General features: G+C 29.2%; 25 protein-coding genes and 1 tRNA gene. 19 read left to right on the top strand and 7 right to left on the bottom strand.

Features of this window, described 5'->3' with window-relative positions:
• Positions 1 to 19: 19 nt before the first annotated feature.
• Genes AC5SL8_RS03225 through AC5SL8_RS03205 form a run of 5 tightly spaced genes read right to left on the bottom strand, consistent with a single transcriptional unit; the run spans position 20 to position 5,922 of the window.
• Positions 20 to 787, bottom strand: coding sequence for an ABC transporter substrate-binding protein (locus AC5SL8_RS03225; protein WP_494580760.1), 768 nt, complete (start codon positions 785 to 787; stop codon positions 20 to 22).
• 35 nt (positions 788 to 822) lie between these two features.
• On the bottom strand, positions 823 to 1,386 hold the full coding sequence (locus AC5SL8_RS03220; protein WP_494580759.1) for a sarcosine oxidase subunit gamma: 564 nt from the start codon (positions 1,384 to 1,386) through the stop codon (positions 823 to 825).
• Positions 1,379 to 4,387, bottom strand: a complete 3,009-nt coding sequence (locus AC5SL8_RS03215; RefSeq protein WP_494580758.1) for a sarcosine oxidase subunit alpha family protein — start codon at positions 4,385 to 4,387, stop codon at positions 1,379 to 1,381. Before AC5SL8_RS03215 ends, AC5SL8_RS03220 begins: the two co-directional genes overlap by 8 nt.
• Positions 4,388 to 4,393: 6 nt before the next feature.
• On the bottom strand, positions 4,394 to 4,669 hold the full coding sequence (locus AC5SL8_RS03210) for a sarcosine oxidase subunit delta (RefSeq protein WP_494573642.1): 276 nt from the start codon (positions 4,667 to 4,669) through the stop codon (positions 4,394 to 4,396).
• Positions 4,669 to 5,922: a sarcosine oxidase subunit beta family protein gene (locus AC5SL8_RS03205; RefSeq protein WP_494580757.1), complete on the bottom strand. Its 1,254-nt coding sequence runs from the start codon at positions 5,920 to 5,922 to the stop codon at positions 4,669 to 4,671. The genes AC5SL8_RS03210 and AC5SL8_RS03205 overlap by 1 nt, the downstream gene beginning before the upstream one ends.
• 66 nt (positions 5,923 to 5,988) lie before the next feature.
• Between AC5SL8_RS03205 and AC5SL8_RS03200 the strand changes: the two genes are divergently transcribed.
• Positions 5,989 to 6,080 (top strand) — tRNA-Ser (locus AC5SL8_RS03200).
• On the opposite strand, the gene AC5SL8_RS03195 is transcribed toward AC5SL8_RS03200, so the two are convergent.
• A complete protein-coding gene (locus tag AC5SL8_RS03195) occupies positions 6,081 to 8,246 on the bottom strand; it encodes a lytic transglycosylase domain-containing protein (RefSeq protein WP_494580756.1) in 2,166 nt (721 codons plus the stop codon).
• A gap of 86 nt (positions 8,247 to 8,332) precedes the next feature.
• Here AC5SL8_RS03195 and dapA point away from each other — a divergent pair, with 86 nt between their 5' ends.
• Genes dapA through recO form a run of 10 tightly spaced genes read left to right on the top strand, consistent with a single transcriptional unit; the run spans position 8,333 to position 15,667 of the window.
• Positions 8,333 to 9,214 (top strand): 4-hydroxy-tetrahydrodipicolinate synthase, encoded by an 882-nt coding sequence (dapA, locus tag AC5SL8_RS03190; RefSeq protein ID WP_494573646.1) that lies wholly within the window; start codon positions 8,333 to 8,335, stop codon positions 9,212 to 9,214.
• A complete protein-coding gene (smpB, locus tag AC5SL8_RS03185) occupies positions 9,214 to 9,684 on the top strand; it encodes an SsrA-binding protein SmpB (protein WP_494580755.1) in 471 nt (156 codons plus the stop codon). Before dapA ends, smpB begins: the two co-directional genes overlap by 1 nt.
• The gene (gene folK, locus AC5SL8_RS03180) at positions 9,650 to 10,171 is read left to right on the top strand and encodes a 2-amino-4-hydroxy-6-hydroxymethyldihydropteridine diphosphokinase (RefSeq protein ID WP_494580754.1); all 522 of its coding nucleotides are present in this window, start codon (positions 9,650 to 9,652) and stop codon (positions 10,169 to 10,171) included. Before smpB ends, folK begins: the two co-directional genes overlap by 35 nt.
• Before the next feature lie 19 nt (positions 10,172 to 10,190).
• Positions 10,191 to 11,936 carry a bifunctional (p)ppGpp synthetase/guanosine-3',5'-bis(diphosphate) 3'-pyrophosphohydrolase gene (locus AC5SL8_RS03175; RefSeq protein WP_494580753.1) on the top strand — a complete coding sequence of 582 codons (1,746 nt, stop codon included), beginning with the start codon at positions 10,191 to 10,193 and terminating at the stop codon, positions 11,934 to 11,936.
• Complete coding sequence (gene pyrE, locus AC5SL8_RS03170) at positions 11,893 to 12,480, top strand: orotate phosphoribosyltransferase (RefSeq protein ID WP_494580752.1); 588 nt, start codon at positions 11,893 to 11,895, stop codon at positions 12,478 to 12,480. The genes AC5SL8_RS03175 and pyrE overlap by 44 nt, the downstream gene beginning before the upstream one ends.
• Positions 12,477 to 13,196 carry a pyridoxine 5'-phosphate synthase gene (locus AC5SL8_RS03165; RefSeq protein WP_494580751.1) on the top strand — a complete coding sequence of 240 codons (720 nt, stop codon included), beginning with the start codon at positions 12,477 to 12,479 and terminating at the stop codon, positions 13,194 to 13,196. Before pyrE ends, AC5SL8_RS03165 begins: the two co-directional genes overlap by 4 nt.
• A gap of 2 nt (positions 13,197 to 13,198) precedes the next feature.
• Positions 13,199 to 13,588 (top strand): holo-ACP synthase, encoded by a 390-nt coding sequence (gene acpS / locus AC5SL8_RS03160; RefSeq protein ID WP_494580750.1) that lies wholly within the window; start codon positions 13,199 to 13,201, stop codon positions 13,586 to 13,588.
• Positions 13,588 to 14,322 (top strand): signal peptidase I, encoded by a 735-nt coding sequence (gene lepB, locus AC5SL8_RS03155; protein WP_494580749.1) that lies wholly within the window; start codon positions 13,588 to 13,590, stop codon positions 14,320 to 14,322. The genes acpS and lepB overlap by 1 nt, the downstream gene beginning before the upstream one ends.
• A complete protein-coding gene (gene rnc, locus AC5SL8_RS03150; protein ID WP_494580748.1) occupies positions 14,322 to 14,990 on the top strand; it encodes a ribonuclease III in 669 nt (222 codons plus the stop codon). Before lepB ends, rnc begins: the two co-directional genes overlap by 1 nt.
• Positions 14,987 to 15,667, top strand: a complete 681-nt coding sequence (gene recO / locus AC5SL8_RS03145; protein ID WP_494580747.1) for a DNA repair protein RecO — start codon at positions 14,987 to 14,989, stop codon at positions 15,665 to 15,667. Before rnc ends, recO begins: the two co-directional genes overlap by 4 nt.
• A gap of 2 nt (positions 15,668 to 15,669) precedes the next feature.
• Here the strand turns inward: recO and hemB are convergent, their stop codons facing one another.
• Complete coding sequence (gene hemB, locus AC5SL8_RS03140; protein WP_494580746.1) at positions 15,670 to 16,659, bottom strand: porphobilinogen synthase; 990 nt, start codon at positions 16,657 to 16,659, stop codon at positions 15,670 to 15,672.
• A 74-nt stretch (positions 16,660 to 16,733) separates the two neighbouring features.
• On the opposite strand from hemB, the gene AC5SL8_RS03135 reads away from it, so the two are divergent.
• Genes AC5SL8_RS03135 through ribH form a run of 8 tightly spaced genes read left to right on the top strand, consistent with a single transcriptional unit; the run spans position 16,734 to position 22,674 of the window.
• Positions 16,734 to 17,324, top strand: a complete 591-nt coding sequence (locus AC5SL8_RS03135; protein WP_494580745.1) for an aspartyl/asparaginyl beta-hydroxylase domain-containing protein — start codon at positions 16,734 to 16,736, stop codon at positions 17,322 to 17,324.
• 1 nt (position 17,325) lies between these two features.
• The gene (gene rpiB, locus AC5SL8_RS03130; protein WP_494580744.1) at positions 17,326 to 17,751 is read left to right on the top strand and encodes a ribose 5-phosphate isomerase B; all 426 of its coding nucleotides are present in this window, start codon (positions 17,326 to 17,328) and stop codon (positions 17,749 to 17,751) included.
• 2 nt (positions 17,752 to 17,753) lie between these two features.
• On the top strand, positions 17,754 to 19,064 hold the full coding sequence (gene glyA / locus AC5SL8_RS03125; RefSeq protein ID WP_494580743.1) for a serine hydroxymethyltransferase: 1,311 nt from the start codon (positions 17,754 to 17,756) through the stop codon (positions 19,062 to 19,064).
• Complete coding sequence (gene nrdR / locus AC5SL8_RS03120; protein ID WP_494573660.1) at positions 19,064 to 19,522, top strand: transcriptional regulator NrdR; 459 nt, start codon at positions 19,064 to 19,066, stop codon at positions 19,520 to 19,522. The genes glyA and nrdR overlap by 1 nt, the downstream gene beginning before the upstream one ends.
• Positions 19,503 to 20,603: a bifunctional diaminohydroxyphosphoribosylaminopyrimidine deaminase/5-amino-6-(5-phosphoribosylamino)uracil reductase RibD gene (ribD, locus tag AC5SL8_RS03115; RefSeq protein ID WP_494580742.1), complete on the top strand. Its 1,101-nt coding sequence runs from the start codon at positions 19,503 to 19,505 to the stop codon at positions 20,601 to 20,603. The genes nrdR and ribD overlap by 20 nt, the downstream gene beginning before the upstream one ends.
• A 4-nt stretch (positions 20,604 to 20,607) precedes the next feature.
• Positions 20,608 to 21,201, top strand: coding sequence for a riboflavin synthase (locus AC5SL8_RS03110; RefSeq protein WP_494580741.1), 594 nt, complete (start codon positions 20,608 to 20,610; stop codon positions 21,199 to 21,201).
• On the top strand, positions 21,188 to 22,288 hold the full coding sequence (gene ribB, locus AC5SL8_RS03105; RefSeq protein WP_494580740.1) for a 3,4-dihydroxy-2-butanone-4-phosphate synthase: 1,101 nt from the start codon (positions 21,188 to 21,190) through the stop codon (positions 22,286 to 22,288). The genes AC5SL8_RS03110 and ribB overlap by 14 nt, the downstream gene beginning before the upstream one ends.
• Positions 22,288 to 22,674 carry a 6,7-dimethyl-8-ribityllumazine synthase gene (ribH, locus tag AC5SL8_RS03100; RefSeq protein WP_494580739.1) on the top strand — a complete coding sequence of 129 codons (387 nt, stop codon included), beginning with the start codon at positions 22,288 to 22,290 and terminating at the stop codon, positions 22,672 to 22,674. Before ribB ends, ribH begins: the two co-directional genes overlap by 1 nt.
• Position 22,675: the final 1 nt, after the last annotated feature.

Raw genomic sequence — 22,675 nt, 5'->3', positions numbered from 1 at the left:
AAAGAATATTATCTAATCTTTATAAGCTTTTTAAATTATATTTTGCTAAAAGTTTATCAAAGAAACCAGAGGATTTTTTATCTTTAATCCACTTATTTACATAATCATTCCAAACTTTATCATTTTTATTAACCATCATAGCTAAAAAAGCAGGATTTTTTTCTCCATCAGGAACAATAGCTAGTTCAGGATATGTAATAACTAATTTATTTGCCTCAGTAGAGCTTGTAATATTTCCATCTGCTCTTCCAGCTAAAACTTCTTGAAAATCTCTTGCTGGCGCTTCAACAGATCTTAGATTTGATTTTGGAAAAAACTCCTTTGCTTTTTCTTCTTGTGAAGTTCCTAGTGTTGTTGCAATAGTAATATTACTGTTGTTCAATGAATCCCATGTCGAATATTTTTTTAAATTCTTTTTAAGCACCAATGGTACAGTTCCATATTTATAATATGTGTCAGTAAATCCAGCTACTTCTGCTCTTTTTGGTGTTTTCGTAACACTTGTAGAAATATCATATCTTCCTGCAGTAATTCCAGAAACTATAGTTTTCCATTCTGTAGGTACAAATTTAATTTTAACACCCATATCTTTAGCTAGTTCACTCATTACATCAATATCAAATCCTTTATACTTATTTGTAGCAGGATCTTTCAGAGTCATTGGATCCCAGTCACCTGTAGTTCCAACTTTTAATTCACCAGAAGATAAAATCTGATCAAGTTTAGATTCTGCGTTAAGTGAGAAGGGTAAAAGTGCTAATAGCACCACAAGGAGTATTTTTTTCATAATTAAAATATATATGAAAATTAATGTGTGTAAGGTTATAACCTTGACGCACTATCACTCATCCAGGAGTGTAAATGTTGGGAAAAAGAGCGCCTAATGAATAAATCCACATTATTTATCTCTTTATGGTGAATAATAACATCAATATGAGCTAGAATCGTTTGAACAACCAAACCTTTTTTCGTTTTAAAATTGTTAAAGTTAAAAGGCGAGCCTGTTGCTAGTAAATCAAAAACCTTACTACCCTTAATATTGAGCATTACAAATTGATCACTTACATCAGTCACTGCACCTAATTTAACTTTTGATATACTTCTAATTAACTCATCTTCAACTTCGTAAGTATTACTGTCTTCACTTACAGTTTCATTTGATGTTAACATCCATTCATCAGGGCTTAACCAAAAAGCAGTTAATTTTTCAGTTGCAGTAGAAGTATTAGCTTCTGTCGGTAAAAGCATATTGAGATTTTTTCCAATTGCGGTCATAAATTCTTTTGTTTTGCCTCTTACGATTAGTTTCATTATAGGTTTAATTTCCTTTATTTCTAAATCAGAATAAGTGATATCACCTTTAATAGATGTTTTATAATTAAGCATTTAACCTCTCATTTTCTTTGTCAAAGAAAACAGGATTAACAATTGTGACGTTAATATTTTTGTTTTCCATTGGAATAAATAATTTTTGACCAAGCATATTTTTTCCACCTCTAACTACAGCTAGTGCAATTGATTTATTTAGATTGGGACTATAATAACTTGAAGTAACATGACCTAACATTTCAACTGGTTTTTGATTTATATTAGCTACTATCTGAGCACCTTCTTCCAATACCTCTGATGGATTATCTGTTAATAGACCAACCAGTTGTTTACGGTCCTCTCTCATAGTGTCTGATCTATATAAAGATCTTTTTCCAATAAAGTCATATTTTTTCTTACTAACAATCCAGTCCATTTGTAGGTCTATAGGTGTCATCGTTGCATCGGTATCCTGACCAACAATAATAAATCCTTTTTCCGCTCTTAATAAGTGCATCGTCTCAGTGCCATAAGGTGTAATGCTGAACTCTTCACCGGCCTCCATACATTTTTTCCATAAAGCTTCACCGTAATTTGCCTGAATATTGATTTCATAACTATGTTCACCCGTAAAACTAATACGCATAATTCTACATTTAATATTATCTATTTTGATATTTTTGAACGACATATGAGGAAAATTTTCATCAGAAAGATCAAGGTCAGGTGCTAATTTTTTTAAAATCTTTTTACTATTTGGACCACAGATACTAGCTGTTGCATAATGATCAGTTACCGATGATAGGTAAACATCTAGTTCAGGCCATTCAGTTTGAAGATAATCTTCTAATTTTCCAAGTACATTTGCTGCGCCCCCGGTTGTGGTTGTCATTATATAATGATTTTCATCTAGTCTAGTTGTAACACCATCATCATAAACCATACCATCTTCATTGAGCATTAAACCATAACGACATTTTCCAATAGCAAGTTTTGACCATGCATTTGTGTAAACTCTATTTAAAAATTCAGAAGCGTCTGTTCCTTGAATATCAATTTTACCAAGCGTTGAAGCGTCTAATATGCCTGCACTCTCTCTTGCTGCTTTACTTTCTCTTTGTACGGCTTCATGCATGGTTTCATTATTTTTTGGATAGTACCAAGCTCTTTTCCACTGACCTACGTTTTCAAATTCAGCCTTATTTTCTATATGCCAATTGTTCATAGGCGTTCTTCTAAATGTATCAAAAAATTCACCAACATTTCGTCCAACAATTGTTCCAAATGTTAAAGGAGTGTAGGGAGGCCTAAAAGTTGTCGTTCCAAGTTCACCCATTTTTACACCTGCAGTTTCTGCAATAATACCAAGTGCATGCATATTACCAAGTTTGCCTTGATCGGTACCCATCCCTGTTGTTGTATATCTTTTTACATGCTCAATTGATCTGAAACCCTCTCTTAGAGCAAGTTTAATATCTTTTGCTGTTGCATCATTTTGATAATCAACAAAGGGTTTGGTCTTTCCTAAAATCTTATCAGAAGGAAGCAACCAAATATTTCTAAAATCCTTATCTTTAGGACATTTTATTTCTAAATTGTCATATTCAGTTTCGTTTATATTTAAAAATTCTTTTATAGATTTTACAGAGCTGGTTATTACATCATCAATTTCAAAATCACCATTACAAGATCCAATACTTATTTGATCAGAAGGGTATTTATTTGGTATAAAAACCTGATCTTTATCTCTAAATTTTAATTTACCCCCTGATTGAGTAAAAAGATGTACTGCTGGTGTCCATCCACCTGCAATAGACAAACAATCACAATCCAATATAATTTTATCCGAACCGCTAAATGATTGTCCATCTTTAGATAGTTTCATTATTGTAATCTTATTAATTCTTTTATAACCCTCGGTATCCACTACAGTATAAGAGTTATATATTTTAACTCCTAGATTTTGAGCTTCTTTTGTAAATTCTGTATTAGATTTTTCTCTAATATCGATTATTGCATCTACATTAATTCCTTTTTTTATCAAAGAAATTGCTGCTTCATAAGCTGTATTATTATTAGTAAAGAAGATATTTTTTTGACCAGTTGCTACACCATAATAATCAGCATATTTTTTAACAGCTGATGCAAGCATAATGCCAGGTCTATCATTGTTGTTAAATATTAATGGTCTTTCTAATGCTCCTGTTGCAACAATAACTTTTTTAGCTCTTATCTTTAACAACCTTTGTCTTACTTTATTTCTTTTATCTGAATGAGGAAGATGATCTGTTAAATTTTCTCTCGCTAATAAATAATTATATCCATGATAAGCCGCCACACTTGTTCTTGTTTTAATTTCCAAATTATCAATTTTTTTTAAATCATTTATTTCATTCTCTAACCAGATTGATGAATTTTGACTATTTATCTTAACATGATCTGTATTTTGATAGATTGTAGCACCACCAAGTTCATTTTTTTCATCAAGCAATAATGTTTTTAGATTATTTTTTGCAGCAGTCTTTGCAGCTAAAATTCCCGCAACGCCAGCACCAATTACAAGAACGTCACAATGAATATATTTATGCTCATAAATATCCGGATCAGGTTCAGTTGGTGATTTACCTAGTCCTGCCGAATGTCTGATTAAAAACTCATATTTTTCCCAAAAATTAGCAGGCCACATAAAAGTCTTATAATAAAATCCTGCAGGTAGAAGGGGAGATATAAAATTATTTATGCCACCTAAATCAAAGTTGACACTTGGCCAACAATTTTGGCTTGTAGCCTCTAGACCTTCATAAATTTCAACTTCAGTCGCTCTGACATTTGGTTCTGTGAATGCTGTGTTTTTATTAACTTGAACAATTGCGCTTGGTTCTTCTGACCCAGCTGTCATTATTCCCCTTGGTCTGTGATATTTAAAACTTCTTCCAACTAAATGAACATCATTTGAAAGGAGGGCTGAAGCTAATGTATCTCCTTTAAATCCATAGTAAGTTTTATTATTGAACTTAAAAGCAATCTTTGTTGTTTCATCAATAAAATTACTAGTTTTTACTCTTAACTTTTTTTGCATATAAAATTAAATTGACGGTGGTTTTTCACCCATTTTATAAACGGCTTTTATTTCATCATTGGAAGTGTCACGTACCATGTTAAACCATTTTCGACATCCGTGGGCATGGTTCCATCTTTCAAATTGCACACCTTTAATATTTTTTCTCATGAAGAGATATTCTGCCCACTCATCATCACTTAATTCTGTAGGTTGTTTTGGTCTTTCAATATGAGCTTCTCCACCAGCTTTAAACTCGCTTTGCTCTCTTTCTCCACAAAAGGGACAAGTAATTAAAAACATTAATGAGCTACCGCCGCTGCACCATGCTCATCTACAAGATCCCCACTAACAAATCTGTTTAGATTAAATGCAGCATTTAATTTATGAGGCTCATCATTAGCTATCGTATGAGCAAATAGATCACCTGACCCAGGTGTTGCTTTAAATCCACCAGTGCCCCAACCACAGTTAAAATAAAGACCTTTTATAGTAGTCTTACTTATTATGGGGCTTGCATCTGGACAAATATCAACAATACCACCCCATTGTCTAAGCATACGCATTCTACTAAAAATGGGATAAAGTTCTAAAATAGCGTTTAAAGTTCCTTCAACAATATCATGACTTCCTTTTTGTGAATACGAAACATAATCGTCTGTACCTGCACCAATTACAAGTTCACCCTTGTCAGATTGGCTAACATAAGCATGTACAGCATTAGACATCACAACTGTATCAATGATTGGTTTAACAGGCTCAGACACTAAAGCTTGAAGAGGTTTGCTCTCTAAGGGCAAACGTAAACCAGCCATATTTGCAAGTACACTTGAGTGACCTGCAGCAACTACGCCAATTTTTTTAGCTTTAATAAATCCTTTCGAAGTTTCTATACCTTCAACTTCATCACCATTTCTTTTAATACCTTTTACTTCGCAATTTTGAATTATATCGACACCCATTTCATCTGCACCACGCGCATAACCCCACGCAACAGCATCGTGTCTAGCTGTTCCAGCTCTTCTTTGTAATGTTCCACCTAATACAGGATAACGTATGTTAGGAGAAGTGTTTATGATTGGACAAAATTTTTTAACTTCTTCAGTACTTAAATAAACAGCATCAATTCCATTTAATCTATTTGCGTGAGTTCTTCTTTTTAAATCTCTAATATCTTGAAGATTGTGAGCCAGATTCATCACACCTCTTTGACTAAACATTACGTTATAATTTATTTCTTGTGAAAGACCCTCCCATAGTTTTAAAGCATGATCATAAAGGCCAGCACTTGCGTCCCATAAATAATTTGATCTTATAATAGTTGTGTTTCTTCCTGTGTTTCCACCACCAATCCATCCTTTTTCAACAACTGCAATATTTTTCATATTATGTTTTTTTGCTAAATAATATGCTGTTGCAAGACCATGACCACCACCTCCAATAATTATTGCATCGTACTCTTTTTTTGGAGCAGGGTCTTTCCACGCCTTTTGCCAATTTTCATGGTAGGAAAAAGCATTTTTAACTAAAGAAAATATTGAATAGTTGTTTTTCATATAATTAATAATAATTACTTTATAAATATTGAATATTCAATACAATCAGCTATATCGTTAATCTGTGGAAGAGTGGGTGAGAGGCTGAAACCAGTCGTTTGCTAAATGACCGTGCGGGGAAACTTGTACCGAGGGTTCGAATCCCTCCTCTTCCGCCATTAGAATAGTGGTTGATCCTTAAAAAAATCTTTCATTTCTATAGGTTTTTTTTCTAAAATGTATCTGTAAACATTATAGTTTTCCATTACACGCTGAACATAATTCCTAGTTTCCTTGAATGGAATTAATTCAACCCAATCAACAAAATCAATCTGTTTTTTTTGCGGATCTTTATTAATTTTTTTCCAGTGTTTAACTCTTTTAGGTCCAGCATTGTAAGCTGCTGTTGCAAACGGGTAAGCTCCATCATAATCAAGTATTAACCCTGCGATATAATGAGATCCTAAATTGATATTATATTCTGGGTCAGAGGTTAACCGAGACTTTGAGTAGGGGAGCTTTGCTTGTTTTGCAACTAGTTTTGCAGTGTAAGGCATTAGCTGCATCAACCCTTGAGCACCAACATGACTATTAGCTCTCATATCAAATTCACTTTCTTGTCTTATAAGTGATAGTATAAAAGCAGTTTCAGGAATTTTTCTTCCATTCACGTATTGAGGCACACTTATTATTGGATAGTTGTAAGTATTATGAAATCTCTTTTCATATGAGGCTATCTTTGAAACTTGTATAGCAAAATCATATCTTGAGATATTCGTTGCAAGTTCTGCAGCCAAAACCTCACTTCCACTCTTAATATTATCATTTGCTAGATGTCTTAAGATATTTTTAGTATATTTATCTTTATCTAATTCATCTAAAAGATAACTAATTTTAACAAGTTCTTTTTTTTTAAAATATTTTCTATATTCATCCTCAACAATCTGTTGTTCTTCAAGTTCAAATTTTTCATTGGGACTAATTTTTAAAAAAGCTAATTGACCGTAGTATGTGGTTAGATATTTAGTTGCCTCCTTATACCAATCTTCTGATTGTTTTTTATCACCAATTTTTTCATAAGCTCTACCAAGCCAATATGCACCTCTAGATAGACTTATAGGATAACTTACATTTTGGTAAAAATTATTGAAGTGATCAATTGCTAAAATTGGATCATCTAAAAAACTTAATGCAATCCATCCACTTACCCATTCAGCTTCAGCAAATTCAGGACCTGGATCAAGAGAATGTTGACTTGCAACTTTGTATGCTGTTTCATATTTATCTTTATAAATTAGAGCTCTTGTCATTATAGCTCTTTCAACCCACCATTTGTCAGGTCTCACAAGATAATCTTTATCATTTTTAATTGAAAATATAATCTCTAGAGAGCTATCAATTCTTCCTCTTTTTCTTCTCCATTTAAGTCGATCATGATTTAAACCAGCATCATTTTTAAATTTTTGTGGAACATTTTTAATTGCATTGTCTACACCATAAGATTTACTCATTAAAATTTGTCTAGCTGTATAAAGTAATTGATAATCTTTTGGCAGATAAATAAGCATTCTTTTTAAATCCCAATATTTATTTTCCCAGGCTAAATAATCAGCCCTTTTTACATAGTCTGTTGAATTAAGATATTTTTTATATTTTTTGTTCAATTTTTTCATTTGAGATCTTGAAAGTTTGGCTGTGATCCAACCTTTTTTTATCAATGAAACTCCTTTTTCAATATTTCCAGTTTGAATAAAACTTTCTCCTAATATTAGTTCACCATAACCGCTTAATGGTTCCTTCGAATTAAACCAATCAATGATTTTCTTGGGTGAAATTTTTTCTGTAGAAAGTTTTTCTTCTGCTAAATATCTAATTCTGTTTATTCGAGGATAGTCATCATTATTCTTTAAAAAAACTAAATAATCGTAAAAAGTTGCTTGATTTCCTGAAGTTAATAAATGTCTCCATTGAACAAAATTATATATAGATTTGTCTTTTGCTTTTTTAGAAATTGACAAAGCTGATGACCACTGACTTTTTTCCATTGCCTGAATAGATTTTTTTGCTATGGCGAAATCTTTTTGACTATAATATTTAGAAGTATTTTTAACCGAGGGTTTTATCTTTTTTACTATTAAAGGTTTGCTCTTTGGAATTGAATAATTAATCTTTTTATCAACAACTTTTGCAACTTTATCTTTATTTAATTGAATTTTTGTAGGTTTAGATTTTGGTTTTATTGTACTCTGGGAAATTTTTTCATTTTTTGTTTTTTCATCTAATATAGGTTTTTTTAAGGGTAATATTGTAACTTCAGCAGCATAAGAATTGCTTATTATTGACAATAATAACAAAAATAATTTTATAAAAAATAAAGTATTTTTAACCATAAATTTAGTAAATGAATCTTTAAACTATGTTATAAGTATTTATGTTCAAAGGATCAAATGTTGCTTTAATCACCCCGTTTAAAAATAATGAGCTAGATATAGATGCTTATATTAAGCTTATACATTTTCAAATTTCTAATGGTACAAATGGATTGGTACCAGCAGGTACAACGGGTGAATCTCCAACTTTAAGTCATAATGAGCATCAAAAAGTAATCGATTTATGCGTTAAAGAGAGCAATGGTAAAACTATAGTAATAGCTGGAACCGGTTCTAATTCTACAGAAGAAGCAATTTCACTCACAACGCATGCAGAAAAAGCAGGTGCTGATGCGGCATTGGTGGTTACACCTTATTACAATAAACCTACGCAAGAGGGACTATTTCAACACTATAAAGCGATAAATGATAAATGTGGAATACCAATTATAATTTATAATATTCCTGGAAGATCTGTAATCGATATGTCTGTTGATACAATGGCTAGATTGTTTGAATTGAAAAATATTGTTGGCGTTAAAGATGCTACAGGTGATTTAGAAAGAGTTAACCAACAAAAAGATAAGATGGGAAATGATTTTATTCAACTTACAGGTAATGATGATAATGCTTTAGAGTTTAATAACAGAGGTGGTATTGGTTCAATAAGTGTAACAGCAAATATTGCACCTAAGTTATGCTCAGATTTTCAGAAGGCATCAAAGTTAGATAATGCAGAAAGTAAACTTGAAGCTGTTAAATTAGATAAAATTTTACAACCTGTTCATAGCTCAATGTTTGTTGAAAGCAATCCAAGTCCAGTTAAGCATGCAGCTAAACTTTTAGGCTTATGTGAGGACGATGTAAGATTGCCATTGGTTAAAGTTACTGACACAACCAAAAATATTGTAAAAAAAGCTCTAGTATCTGCAAAATTACTCTAATGAATAAAAAAACCAATTCTGGTTTAAAAATTATTTGCTTAAATAGAAAAGCAAGTTTTAATTATTTTTTCGAGGAATTAATTGAAGCTGGAATTGTTCTCAAAGGCTCTGAAATAAAATCGATTAGAGAAGGCAAAATAAATATAGCAGACTCTTATGCTGTTGAAAAAAGTGGAGAAATTGTTTTGATTAATTCACACATCTCAGCATTTAAACAAGCAAGTTATTCTAATCATAATCCCACAGATGAAAGAAAATTATTATTAAATAGAAAAGAAATTAATAAACTAATTGGTAAAATGCAAAGAGATGGACTAACTCTTGTTCCAACAAAAATGTATTTTAAAAAGGGCAAAGCTAAAATTGAGATAGCAGTTGCAAAAGGTAAAAAGCAATTTGACAAAAGAGCTACTAAAAAAAACAGAGATTGGAATCGTGAAAAAGCCAGACATATTAGAAAATCGAGTTAAACATTCATATTTGGCAATCGGATCAAATCTAGGTAACAAAATTAACAATATTAATTTAGCTAAATTTGAATTAGAAAAAAATAGAATAAAAATAGTTAAAACCTCATCATATTATCTATCTAACTCATGGCCAGATCCACTGTTGCCAAAATATATAAATGTAGTCATTAAGGTCAAAACTACACTTAACCCTCTTGAATTATTGAAATATTGTAAATTAATTGAAAAAAAATTAGGTAGATCTAGAACAAAGAAGAATGCTCCAAGAACATGTGATATTGATATTATTGATTATGACAAAAAAGTATTAAATTTTATTGAAGAAAACCTTTTTATTCCACACCCTAGAATGAAAATGAGAAGCTTTGTTTTATTGCCTTTATTTGAAATAGATAAAAAGTGGAAAGATCCAAAATCTGGTAAAAATATTGTTAATTTAGTCTATAGTTTGTCAGTAAAAAACCTTAGATCTATTAAACAAATATAAATTAGTGTTATAATAACCTATGCTTAATTCTGAAGAACTTATAAATAAAGTCAAAAATTATAATAAGTTTTTAAATCCTGAAAAATTAAATAAAGCATACCAATACGCTGTTAAAGCGCATGAAAATCAAAAACGTGCATCAGGCGATCCCTATTCAAATCATCCAATAGCTGTTGCTTCTATACTTAGCGATTTAGAATTAGATAGCGCTACAATTGTTACTGGATTACTTCATGACACAATTGAAGACACACATGCTACATATGAAAATATCAAGATAGAGTTTGGACAAGAAATTGCGGATTTAGTTGAGGGTGTAACCAAAATTTCTGTTTTTGAAAATCAAGCAAACTCTAGTTCAAAAGCTGAGAATTTTAGAAAATTAATTTTAGCTACCTCTAAAGATATTAGAGTTTTATTAGTAAAACTTGCGGATCGTTTACATAATATGAGAACGATTGATGCTATTAGCAAAATTGAAAAAAAAGAAAGAATTGCTAAGGAAACTATGGAGATCTATGGACCATTAGCTGATAGAATGGGCATGCACAGAATAAGAGATGAATTGGAAGATTTATCTTTTAAAGTTTTAAATAATAAAGCAAGAGAACTTATCAAAAAAAGATTAGATGAAATTCGTGAAGATAAAGTAAATAACTTTAAATCAATTTCTATACAAATTACAGAACTTTTAAATGATCATGACATTAAAGCTAAGATTTTTGGAAGAGAAAAAACTCCTTTTTCAATTTGGAGAAAAGTACAAAAAAAAAGAATATCCCTTGAGCAAATTACAGATATAATAGGTTTTAGGGTTATATTGCCTAGTGAGTATGATTGTTATCAAGCACTTGGAATATTTCACCAACATTGGAACTGTATACCTGGAAAATTTAAAGATTATATTTCTTCACCAAAAATTAATCACTATAAATCATTACACACAGCTGTAATTGGACCAAATAAAAGACCTATAGAAATTCAAATTAGAACTATGGAAATGCATGAATTTGCTGAAAGAGGTATTGCATCTCACTGGAAATATAAATCTTCTGAGAAATTTAACTCTCTTACTTGGAAAGAATATGATTGGTTAGCAGATTTAGTAGAAATTATTGATAAAAATGAAAATCCTGAACATTTCTATGAGTATACTAAACTTCAAATGTTTCAGGAAAATGTTTTTTGCTTCACACCCAAAGGTTCAGTAATAAAATTGCCAAAGGGCGCAACTCCAATTGATTTTGCTTATGCGGTTCACACAAAAATTGGTGATAATGCTATTAGCTGTCAAATAAATGGAAATGATAGTGAACTACAAAGTATTCTTCATAATGGAGATGTCGTTAATATAATAACTTCAAAAAATAAATCACCTTCACTTCACTGGATACCAGTTACTAAAACAGGAAAAGCTAGAGCAGCAATAAGAAGATATTGGCATTCGAAAGGTGAACAAAAAGAAGAAAGAATAAAGAAATATAACACTACTTTATGGATATCTTTACCAGATCAACCAGGTAAACTAGGTGAAATTACAACATTACTAGGTAATCACAGATTAAACATATCTAATGTTGAGATGCATGAAAAAACACAATATTATATTAACTTTAAGTTCCATTTGATAATTAGAGACCTGAAAAACTTTACAAATTTTATTAGCGAACTAAAACAAAAGAATATTAAGTTTAAAATCATAAGACACGAGGAAAAAAGAAATGCTTTCACACAAAAAATCTTTAAATATTTTAAAAAAAACTAACGCTTTACTTGAGGGACATTTCGTACTTTCTTCTGGACTACATTCATCGAAATATATTCAATGTGCAAAACTGTTAAGTTTTCCAAATTTAGCTAATTCTATTTGTAAATCATTGGCCCAGAAGATTAAAAAAAAATTTAAATATATAGATTTAATTTTGGCTCCAGCGATGGGTGGAGTAATTATTGGCTACGAAATAGGTAAAATTTTAAAAAAAGAAACTATATTTTGCGAGAGAGTTAACGGTAAATTTACTTTGAGAAGAGGCTTTAATATTAAAAAAGGTTCTAAAGTATTAATTATTGAAGATGTTATAACAACAGGAAAATCCAGTTTAGAATGTGTAAATCTAATTACTAGACCAGGAGCAAAACTTGTTGGTTTTGCTACCATTATTGATAGATCAACAAAAAAATCTTTAAAAATAAAAAAAGAAATTATTTCTCATATGAAAATTGATGTTCCAACTTTTAAAAAAAATAAACTTCCTGAATTTCTTAAAAATACACCCATAACAGTGCCAGGAAGTAGATTTATAAAATGAAAAAATTGGGTGTAAACATAGATCATGTTGCAACAATTAGAAATGCAAGAGGCTCAAACCATCCAAATCCATTATTGATAGCAAAACATGTTAGTAAATGTGGTGCAGATTCAGTTACAATACATTTAAGAGAAGATAGAAGGCACATAAATGATCAAGATGTTTTAGAAATCTGTAAAGATAGAAAAATAATTACTAACCTGGAAATTTCTTTAAATGATGAAATAGTAAAGATAGCATTAAAAAATAAACCCAATTATATTTGCATTGTTCCAGAGAAAAGAAAAGAGATAACTACAGAAGGTGGTTTAAATTTAAATAAAAATAGAGTTAAAATTAAAAAAGTAATTTCATTATTTAATAAAGTAAATATTAGAACCAGCCTATTTATAGATCCAAATTTAAAAGATATTCAAAGTGCAAAAGAATTAAATGCTGATTGTGTTGAAATACATACAGGAAAAATTTCAGATTTAATTAAAAAAAATAAAGACTATAAAAAAGAACTAATAAAAATTAAAAAATGCTCTAAGTTTGGTAAAAATTTTGGTCTTGAAATCCATGCGGGTCACGGTCTTGACTATAAAACAACTGCAATATTAACAAAAATTAAAGAAATTACAGAATTCAATATTGGACATTTTATAATTGGTGAATCTGTCACTCATGGTTTAAAAAAAACGATTAAATCTTTTAGAAAAATAATAAATAAATAACCATGAAAATACTTGGTATAGGTGTTGATATAGTTGATATCTCAAGATTTAATAAATTGATAAAAAATAATAATTTTATTAAAAGAATATTTTCTAACTCAGAAATACTTATTGCTAAAAAAATTAGAAATAAAAAAGCATATTATGCAAAAAGATTTGCTGCTAAAGAAGCTTTGGCCAAATCGATTGGTACTGGCTTTAGAAATAATCTTAACTTTAAAGATATATCAATTATTAATGATAAATTAGGTAAACCTTCTTTTGTAATTACAAATAAGATAAAAAATATTGTTAAAGTTCAATTCAAAACATCTTCATTCAATTTCTTTCTGTCAATTTCTGATGAAAAAAAATATTCTATAGCATACGTAATTTTACAAAAAAATAAATAATGATAAGTAAAAACTTTATAATTGAAAATGCCAAAACAATTTTTTATGCCTTAATCATTGCAGTTATTATTAGATCTTTTTTTATACAGCCTTTTTATATACCCTCATCTTCTATGGAACCTACTTTATTGGTAGGGGATAGATTATTTGTTACCAAATATTCTTATGGTTATAGCAAACATTCTTTTCCATTTAGTCCACCAATATTCGATGGCAGAATATTTTCACAAAAACCTGAAGTAGGTGATGTTATTGTTTTTAAAACCCCTGCTGACAATAGAACAGATTATATCAAAAGATTAATAGGATTACCTGGAGATAATATTCAATTCATAAATGGTGATTTATTTCTTAATAATAATCAAATTTTTAAATCAAGGGTTCCAAAAAATGATATAATTTATTGTGGCAATCAAACTATAGATGTTGTTAAGTTTGAAGAAAAATTGCCAAATGGTGCAATACATAATACCGTTTATTTAAAAAATTATAGTTTTCAAAATTCTGATGTATTTATAGTTCCACCAAAACATTACTTTTTCCTTGGAGACAATCGAGATTGTTCTAAAGATAGTAGATATTTAACAAGTGTTGGATATGTTCATGAAGACAATCTAGTTGGTAAGGCACAATTTATTTTTTTTTCATCTGATTTTAGAATTGCAAGTATCTTTTCTTTTTGGAAATGGCACAAAACTATTAGGTTTGATCGTTTTTTTAAAACTATTAATTAATGAAAATATCCTCAACAATCTTAGAAAAGAAATTAAAGTTAAAATTTTATGATCCTAAGATTTTAATTAAAAGTCTTACTCATAAAAGCTATGACTCTTTGAATAATAATGAAAAAATTGAATTTTTAGGTGATAGAGTTTTAGGGTTAGTTATTGCAAAAAAATTATTAGAAATCTATCCAGATGAACGTGAAGGAATATTGGATAAAAAATTTGCATCTCTAGTTAATAAAAGAAAATGCTTAGAAATTGCAAAAAAAATTGAATTACAAAAATATATTTTGGTATTTAATCCAAAAAATAAAAAAATTGTAATTGAAGACAAAGTTATAGCTGATTGCTTAGAAGCTTTAATAGGTGCGATTTATTTAGACAAAGGTATTAATTTTGTTGAAAAATTTATTCTAAATTTGTGGAATGAGCATATTAATGCAAGTGTGGTAACTGAAATAGATGCCAAAACTAAACTTCAAGAATATTCTTTAAAGATGTTTAAAACTTTACCTATCTATAGGTTAATATCAAATACAGGGCCTCGTCATAAACCATTATTTAAAGTCTCTGTGAAATTAAAAAATACTAGAATTTTTACAGCAGATGGTTCATCTAAAAAAGATGCTGAACAGAACGCTGCAACCTTATGTTTTGAGAGTATTTTTAAAAAATGAATTGGGATGATAAAGGATATTTGTTATCTAAAAATCGATACAATGAAAATTCCATTATAGCAGAGGTATTTACTGAAAATTATGGAAAAATTTCTGGTATTATTTTTGGTGGAACTTCAAAAAAAATTAAAAATTATTTACAGATTGGCAATAAAATTCATGTTAATTATAATTCCAAAAGTTCAAATAGAATAGGTTATTTTAAATTAGAAATTGTTAAAGCTACTACGCCAATTTATTTTGATAATAGTATAAAACTTTGCTGCATAACTTCTGCTATGCATCTTGTAAAACTTTTAACAGCTGAAGCTCAATCAAATAATGACATTTACATTTTAATAGATGAATTTTTTGATTTATTAACTCATAATAATTGGATTGAAGAATATATTTTTTGGGAATTAAAGTTATTAAAATTACTTGGTTACGATCTTGAGCTTAAAAAGATGGTTGAAAAAGAAGTTATAGAAGGAGAGATTAATTATTTTGTAAAATCATCTTCAGAAAAAAAATTTATTCCAAACTTTTTGATAGATCATAATACAAAAAATATTGATTTAAAAAATTTATTAAAAGGTTTTAAGCTTCTTACTGATTATCTTGAAAAAAGCATATTGAAACCAAATAATTTAAATTTACCCGTTTCAAGAAGTTATTTTATAAATTTATTGAAATAGTCTTAAAGTATTATTTCATTTATTCTGTCAGCATAATAACTGACTATTGCATTTGCACCAGCTCTCTTAAATGAGATCAAGCTTTCTAATATTGAGTTTTTATCTATTAAACGTTTATTAATACTATTTGTGAGTAAGCTATATTCTCCTGAAACTTGATAAGCTAAAACTGGAATTTTGAAATTATCTTTTACTGATTTTATAATATCAAGGTAGGGCATTCCTGGTTTCACCATTACCATATCTGCTCCTTCCTTTATATCTAGGGCAACCTCTCTTAAGGCTTCATTACTGTTTCGAAAATCCATTTGGTAGGTCTTTTTATCTCCTTTTAGAAGTCCTCTTGATCCAACCGCATCTCTGAAAGGTCCATAAAAACTTGAAGCATATTTTACTGCGTAGGAAAGAATTTGAACTAATTGATAACCATTTTTATCAAGTGCTTTTCTTATTTTTCCAATCCTACCATCCATCATGTCTGAAGGTGCTAGCACATCACAGCCCATTTCAGATTGCAATAAGGATTGATTAATTAAAATTTCATTTGTTTCATCATTTAATATATAGCCAGATTTTATAAGACCATCATGTCCATGGGAAGTGTAGGGATCTAAGGCTACATCACACATAATACCAATTTCATTTCTGTATCTTTTTTTAATATATTGGATAGCTCTACAAACTAAATTGTCATCATTTAACGCTTCGGTGCCAATTTCATTTTTTAACTTTGAATTTGTGTATGGAAATAACGCAACCATAGGTATTTTATTCTTAATGGCTTTATCAACAATATGACCAATTTTATCTATAGAATACCTAAAAACTCCAGGCATAGTTTTTATGGATTGTTTCTTATTTTTTCCATCAATAAGAAATATTGGTAAAATAAAGTCACTTGAAGATAGGCTGTTTTCCTGAATAAGTCTTCTAGACCAATCATTCTTTCTGCTACGTCTAAGCCTTAGGTTTGGATAGCTTCCTGTTATCATGTTTTTATTATATTTATAAAATGCGACAAATGTATTATACAAATATATTCTAAAAAGAGTAACTAATAAATATTATGACATTAAATTTTAATGATTTTCAAAAGCAGGAAATTAAATTTGATATTACTGAACTTCAAAAGGCATATAGTGAAATTTTAAAAATAAAAAAATTTGATGGTCCTGAAGAGATTAGTAACTTTGGAGCAATATCTCTAACTCAAATTCCTGGTGATCCAGACTCTATTAAAGGTCATAAAGCCAGAGGTGTTTTTTGGACTAAACCGGATGCAACAGGCAAGGAAGTTGTTAGAGATGTAACTATCGACGAGTCTGCATATTCAGAATTTATCGATGAATTTAAAGATACTTATTTTAAGGAAGTTTTTGATGTGCTTTCATCTAAGTATAAGCTTGGAAGAGTAAGAGTATTGTTAAAACAACCAAGATCAACATTAAGTTGGCATAGAGACCCTGAGCCTAGATTGCATATACCAATTATTACTAACCCAGGATCAATAATGGTCATTGATAATGTTGCTAAGCATTTACCAGCTGATGGTTCTGTTTGGATTACAAATAATACAAAATACCATAATGCATTTAATGGTGGTGAAGAAGATCGTATCCATTTAGTTGCTTGTGTTTTAGATCATAAATTTAATTAGTTTGAAAAAAATATTCATATCATCTGATCATGCTGGGTTTAAATTAAAAGAATTAATCAAAAATTACTTAGATAAAAAAAATATAAAGATAGTTGATTTAGGTCCATTTAACGATGGTAGGGTAGATTATCCTGATTTTGCTCATAAGGTCGCTAAAAAAGTTAAGATTAGTAACAAACATGTAGGTATTTTAGTTTGTGGTTCTGGTATGGGAATGAATATTGCTGCTAATAGACATAAAAATATTCGTGCTGCACAGTGCTATAATTCAAAATCTACAAAATTATCAAGATTGCATAATAATGCAAATATCATTACATTAGGATCAAGACTTCTTACTAAAAAAAATGCTTTAAATTGCGTTAGCATTTTTTTAAATACAAAGTTTGAAGGTGGAAGACACGCAAAAAGAATTAAAAAGATTTAATTATGTCTAGTGAAAAAAACTATTTAAATAAAAATTATAAAAGCTTTTTTGAAGACAGTTTATCTGAAACTGATCCAGAATTACATAAAGCCATAAGTGATGAGTTAAAAAGACAACAACAACATATAGAACTAATTGCTTCTGAAAATATAGTTTCTCAAGCTGTTTTAGAGGCGCAAGGCTCTGTATTAACAAACAAATATGCAGAAGGGTATCCTGGAAAAAGATACTACAATGGATGTGAGCATGTTGATGTTGCAGAAAATTTAGCCATAGAAAGATTAAAGAAACTTTTTAATTGTAAATTTGCAAATGCCCAACCACATTCTGGGGCTCAAGCAAATGGAGCTGTATTTTTAGCTTTATTAAATCCTGGTGATACATTTATGGGAATGAGTTTAAATTCTGGTGGACACATTACCCATGGGTTAAAAATTTCAATGTCAGGTAAATGGTTTAATCCAATAGGGTATGATGTTGATAAAGAGTCTGAACTTATTGATTATGATAATGTTGAAAAACTTGCATTAGAACATAAACCAAAACTTATAATTTGTGGTGGCAGCGCTTATTCTAGAGTAATCGATTTTAAAAGATTTAGAGCGATTGCTGATAAAGTAGGGGCATATTTGATGGTGGATATGGCTCATTTTTCAGGTTTAGTTGCCGGCAAAGGGTACCCTAACCCATGTGAACACGCGCATGTAGTAACTTCAACAACTCATAAAGTTTTCAGAAGTGCTAGAGGTGGAATTATTTTAACTAATCATGAAGACCTAGCAAAAAAATTTAACACAGCAGTATTCCCTGGTTATCAAGGTGGACCATTGATGCATGTCATTGCTGCAAAGGCTGCTGGTTTTTTAGAAGCATTAAGACCAGATTTCAAAGATTATATTAAATCAGTTTTAGCTAATGCCAAAATTTTATCAGAGACACTTAAGAACAATGGTTTTAAGATTTATTCTGGTGGAACAGATACACACTTAATGTTAGTTGACCTAAGACCTTTCAATGTAAAAGGTAATGCTGCTGCCGAAAGCCTTTCAAATGCTAATATTACCTGTAACAAAAATGGAATACCTTTCGATTCAGAAAAGCCAATGATTACTTCTGGAATAAGACTGGGTACTCAAGCCGCAACAACTAGAGGTTTTGGATTAAAAGAGTTTGAGAAAGTAGGTGAACTAATAACTAAGGTTGTAAAAGGTTTGTCTGAAAACCCTGAGGATAATAGCAAAATTGAAGAAGAAGTTAGAAATGAAGTAATAGAACTTACATCTCACTTTCCAATATATAAAAATTTAAAATAATGATTTGTTCAATTTGTAAAAAAGGTGAAACATCAGTAGTAGACTCAAGACCAACTGAAGATGGCACAGCCATAAGAAGAAGAAGGCTTTGTGTGTGTGGTGCGAGATTTACGACTTTTGAAAGAGTGCAATTTAGAGAAATTATGGTTGTTAAAAAAAATGGAAGAAAATCTTCATTTGATAGAGATAAATTATCAAAATCTATTTTTATTGCTCTTAAAAAAAGACCTATTGATACTGAAACAGCAGAAAAATTTATAAGTAAAATTTCTCGATCACTTGAGGAGCTCGGTCAAAGTGAAATTTCATCTACTACCATTGGAACTATGGTTATGGAAGGTTTAAAAGAGCTCGACCCTGTTGCTTACGTAAGATTTGCTTCTGTTTATAGAAACTTTAGAGAAGAAAAAGATTTTGTACAATTCGTGGACAAATTAGATGTCTACAAAAAAAGATAAATTTTCAATCAAAGATAAAATTTTTATGGAGCTTGCCTTGAAATTGGCAAAAGCTCGTCATGGACTAACTGGAATTAATCCTTCTGTAGGTTGTGTAATTGTTAAAAATAATGAAATACTTTCAATTGGTCAAACAGGTTTTAAAGGTGCACCTCATGCCGAATTTAATGCCATTAAAAATTCACATGAAAATTTGGAAGGCTCAAAAATGTATGTGACGCTTGAACCTTGTAGTCATTATGGAAAAACTCCTCCGTGCACAAATATTATAATTAAAAATAAAATTAAAGAAGTTGTGTATGGAGTTGAAGATATTGATAAAAAAGTTAAAGGTAAAACTTTAAAAATTCTTAAGTCAAAAAATGTTTTAGTAAAAAAAAATTTACTCAAAAAAGAAATTAATAAATTTTATACACCTTATTTTTTTAATAGAAAAAATAACCTTCCTTATGTTACTGGTAAAATTGCAATTTCTAGAAATAATTTGATATATAGTAAAGATACAAAAAGAATTTCAGATATTCATACTGATAAATTTACACATTATCTTAGATATAAAAATGATTCGTTAATGATTTCCTCCAAAACTTTAAATAAGGATAACCCAAAACTTAATTGCAGACTAGAAGGTTTGAATAAATTTTCACCAAAAAGAATAATTTTAGATAAAAATTTAGAAATTAAAAAAGATTCATATATTTTTAAAACAGCTAATAAAAAAAATACTATAATTTTTTATCATAACGCCAAAGCTGAGATGAAATTAGTGTTAAAAAAAAGAGGCATAACTTTAATCAAAAGTAAATTAAATAAAGATAACTTTGATATTAAATCAATTTTAATGAAACTCTATGTCCTTGGCTGCAGAAATTTATTAGTTGAAGGGGGAAATGATCTTTCTAAACACATTATTAAAAAAAAATTATTTAATGAATTTTATTTATACAAATGTGCTAAAACTTTATCAAAGTTAGTTAACCATAAAGAGTTTAGTTTTCTTAATGAATTAAAGAAAAATTATAAAAATAAATTGAAAATTAAAAAAAAATTAGGCAAAGATGTAATTACACTTTACAAATAATATTATGTTTAATGGAATAATTTTTAATCAAGGTTTAATTACTAAATTTGAAAAAAGATCAAAAGGTATTAATATTTTTGTAAAAGCTGATTTAAAGCTAACACATAAAGATCTGGGTGTATCAGTTGCTTGTGACGGTGTTTGCTTAACATTAATTAATATTAAAAATAAAATAATGGAATTTTATCTTTCTGATGAAACCATACAAAGATCAAAATTTAAATTCTTAAAAATAAATGATAAAATTAATCTTGAACTTCCTTTAAGATTTGGTCAAAAAATATCAGGACATATTTGCCAAGGCCACATTGATGCAGTAGGTAAAATACAGAGTATTAAAAAAATTGATAAATCGTATTTATTTGATTTTGAAATTGTTAAAAAAGAAAGAGCAAATCTAATTGATAAAGCCTCTATATGTATAAATGGAATTTCTTTAACAATTTCTAAGGTAACCAAAAAAGGTTTTCAAGTTTGGGTTATTCCACACACCTTTAAACTAACCAATTTATCTTCTTTAAAAAAGAGCAGTCTAGTTAATATAGAGATAGATATCTTATCTAAATACGTTAGAAATTATTTTAATGAAAAAAAATAATTATGCATCCATTGAAAGTATAATTAATATCGCAAAGAAGGGTGGTATGTTCATCTTAGTTGATGATGAGAAAAGAGAAAACGAAGGAGACTTAATAATATCAACCAGTGATTCAAGTGCTAAAAATATAAATTTTATGGCAAAATATGGTCGTGGATTAATTTGTCTAGCACTAGATAGTATACAAGCAAAACGGTTAAATTTGTCTTTGATGTCCCCAATAAATCAATCAAGGAATAAAACTGCTTTTACAATTTCTATTGAAGCAAAAAAAGGAATAACAACTGGAATCTCAGCAAAAGATAGAGCAAAGACAATTAAAATTGCTTCAAAGAAAAATGTAAATAAGAAAGACATTGTTTCACCAGGACATGTTTTTCCAATTATTGCTAAAGATGGAGGTGTTTTAGTAAGAGCTGGTCATACAGAAGCCTCCGTTGATATTTCAAAACTTGCAAAAAAAAATAACTCTGCAGTTATTTGTGAAATAATGAATGAAGATGGCACAATGGCCAAAGGTCAAGACTTATTTAATTTTGCAAAAAAACATAATTTAAAGATAGGTAAGATTGAAGACCTTATTGCTTATCGTTTAAAAAAAGAAAAACTAATTAAACTTAAAAAACAATCTGATATTAAAATTAAAAATCAAAAATATAAAATTAGAATTTATGAAAATCTTTTAGATGGATCTGAACACTTTGCTCTAATTAAAGGTAATATTAAAAAAGGGATAATACCAAGAGTTAGAGTAATTTCATCTAACGTAGTTCAAAATTATTTAATCAATCAACAATTACCAAATTCATTTGATAAAACGTTAAATTATTTTAAGAAATTTAATAACTGTGTTTTAGTTTTTATAAAAGATACAAATTTAAAATCTGTTACACAAACACTCAAGGACTATAAGAACAAAGATTTTTATAAAAAGGGAAATGATAAACTTATTAGGAATTATGGTATTGGAGCTCAAATAATTAAAGATTTAAAGATTAAAAATATGATATTAATAACGAAATCTCTTAAAAAAGTTATTGGTTTAGAGGGGTATGATATAAAGATTATTAAACAGGAAATCATTTAATGAAAAAAAAATATTTAATAGTTATTGCAGATTATTATAAAGATATATCAAAAGGTTTATTAAGTAGTGCGAAGAGCGCACTGCCCAAATCTAGTTTAATAAAAATAATCAATGTCCCAGGTGTCTTTGAAATACCAGTTACCATTTCAAAGAATATTAAGAAGTATGATGCGTTTTTAGCTCTTGGGTGTGTGATTAAAGGACAAACCCCTCATTTTGACTTTATTTCTCATTCTTCTACTGATGCTATAATGAAACTGTCCGTAGAAAACAAAAAACCCATTGGTAATGGAATTATTACTTGTCTTAATATGCGTCAAGCTATAGCTAGGAAGAAAAAGGGAAGAGAAGCAGCTCTAGCTGTAACATCTGTCCTTTCCCAATAAG

The sequence above is a fragment of the Candidatus Pelagibacter sp. PS_41 genome (genome assembly GCF_059417725.1).
The sequence above is the reverse complement of the archived record's forward strand: the minus strand, read 5'-3'. Positions and strand labels throughout refer to the sequence as shown.

What these genes read in the sequence shown, in the direction of transcription:
- AC5SL8_RS03225 (WP_494580760.1), bottom strand. Translation starts at nt 787, where the DNA reads ATGAAAAAAATACTCCTTGTGGTGCTATTAGCACTTTTACCCTTCTCA.
- AC5SL8_RS03220 (WP_494580759.1), bottom strand. Translation starts at nt 1,386, where the DNA reads ATGCTTAATTATAAAACATCTATTAAAGGTGATATCACTTATTCTGAT.
- AC5SL8_RS03215 (WP_494580758.1), bottom strand. Translation starts at nt 4,387, where the DNA reads ATGCAAAAAAAGTTAAGAGTAAAAACTAGTAATTTTATTGATGAAACA.
- AC5SL8_RS03210 (WP_494573642.1), bottom strand. Translation starts at nt 4,669, where the DNA reads ATGTTTTTAATTACTTGTCCCTTTTGTGGAGAAAGAGAGCAAAGCGAG.
- AC5SL8_RS03205 (WP_494580757.1), bottom strand. Translation starts at nt 5,922, where the DNA reads ATGAAAAACAACTATTCAATATTTTCTTTAGTTAAAAATGCTTTTTCC.
- dapA (WP_494573646.1), top strand. Translation starts at nt 8,333, where the DNA reads ATGTTCAAAGGATCAAATGTTGCTTTAATCACCCCGTTTAAAAATAAT.
- smpB (WP_494580755.1), top strand. Translation starts at nt 9,214, where the DNA reads ATGAATAAAAAAACCAATTCTGGTTTAAAAATTATTTGCTTAAATAGA.
- AC5SL8_RS03175 (WP_494580753.1), top strand. Translation starts at nt 10,191, where the DNA reads ATGCTTAATTCTGAAGAACTTATAAATAAAGTCAAAAATTATAATAAG.
- pyrE (WP_494580752.1), top strand. Translation starts at nt 11,893, where the DNA reads ATGCTTTCACACAAAAAATCTTTAAATATTTTAAAAAAAACTAACGCT.
- AC5SL8_RS03165 (WP_494580751.1), top strand. Translation starts at nt 12,477, where the DNA reads ATGAAAAAATTGGGTGTAAACATAGATCATGTTGCAACAATTAGAAAT.
- acpS (WP_494580750.1), top strand. Translation starts at nt 13,199, where the DNA reads ATGAAAATACTTGGTATAGGTGTTGATATAGTTGATATCTCAAGATTT.
- lepB (WP_494580749.1), top strand. Translation starts at nt 13,588, where the DNA reads ATGATAAGTAAAAACTTTATAATTGAAAATGCCAAAACAATTTTTTAT.
- rnc (WP_494580748.1), top strand. Translation starts at nt 14,322, where the DNA reads ATGAAAATATCCTCAACAATCTTAGAAAAGAAATTAAAGTTAAAATTT.
- recO (WP_494580747.1), top strand. Translation starts at nt 14,987, where the DNA reads ATGAATTGGGATGATAAAGGATATTTGTTATCTAAAAATCGATACAAT.
- hemB (WP_494580746.1), bottom strand. Translation starts at nt 16,659, where the DNA reads ATGATAACAGGAAGCTATCCAAACCTAAGGCTTAGACGTAGCAGAAAG.
- AC5SL8_RS03135 (WP_494580745.1), top strand. Translation starts at nt 16,734, where the DNA reads ATGACATTAAATTTTAATGATTTTCAAAAGCAGGAAATTAAATTTGAT.
- glyA (WP_494580743.1), top strand. Translation starts at nt 17,754, where the DNA reads ATGTCTAGTGAAAAAAACTATTTAAATAAAAATTATAAAAGCTTTTTT.
- nrdR (WP_494573660.1), top strand. Translation starts at nt 19,064, where the DNA reads ATGATTTGTTCAATTTGTAAAAAAGGTGAAACATCAGTAGTAGACTCA.
- ribD (WP_494580742.1), top strand. Translation starts at nt 19,503, where the DNA reads ATGTCTACAAAAAAAGATAAATTTTCAATCAAAGATAAAATTTTTATG.
- AC5SL8_RS03110 (WP_494580741.1), top strand. Translation starts at nt 20,608, where the DNA reads ATGTTTAATGGAATAATTTTTAATCAAGGTTTAATTACTAAATTTGAA.
- ribB (WP_494580740.1), top strand. Translation starts at nt 21,188, where the DNA reads ATGAAAAAAAATAATTATGCATCCATTGAAAGTATAATTAATATCGCA.
- ribH (WP_494580739.1), top strand. Translation starts at nt 22,288, where the DNA reads ATGAAAAAAAAATATTTAATAGTTATTGCAGATTATTATAAAGATATA.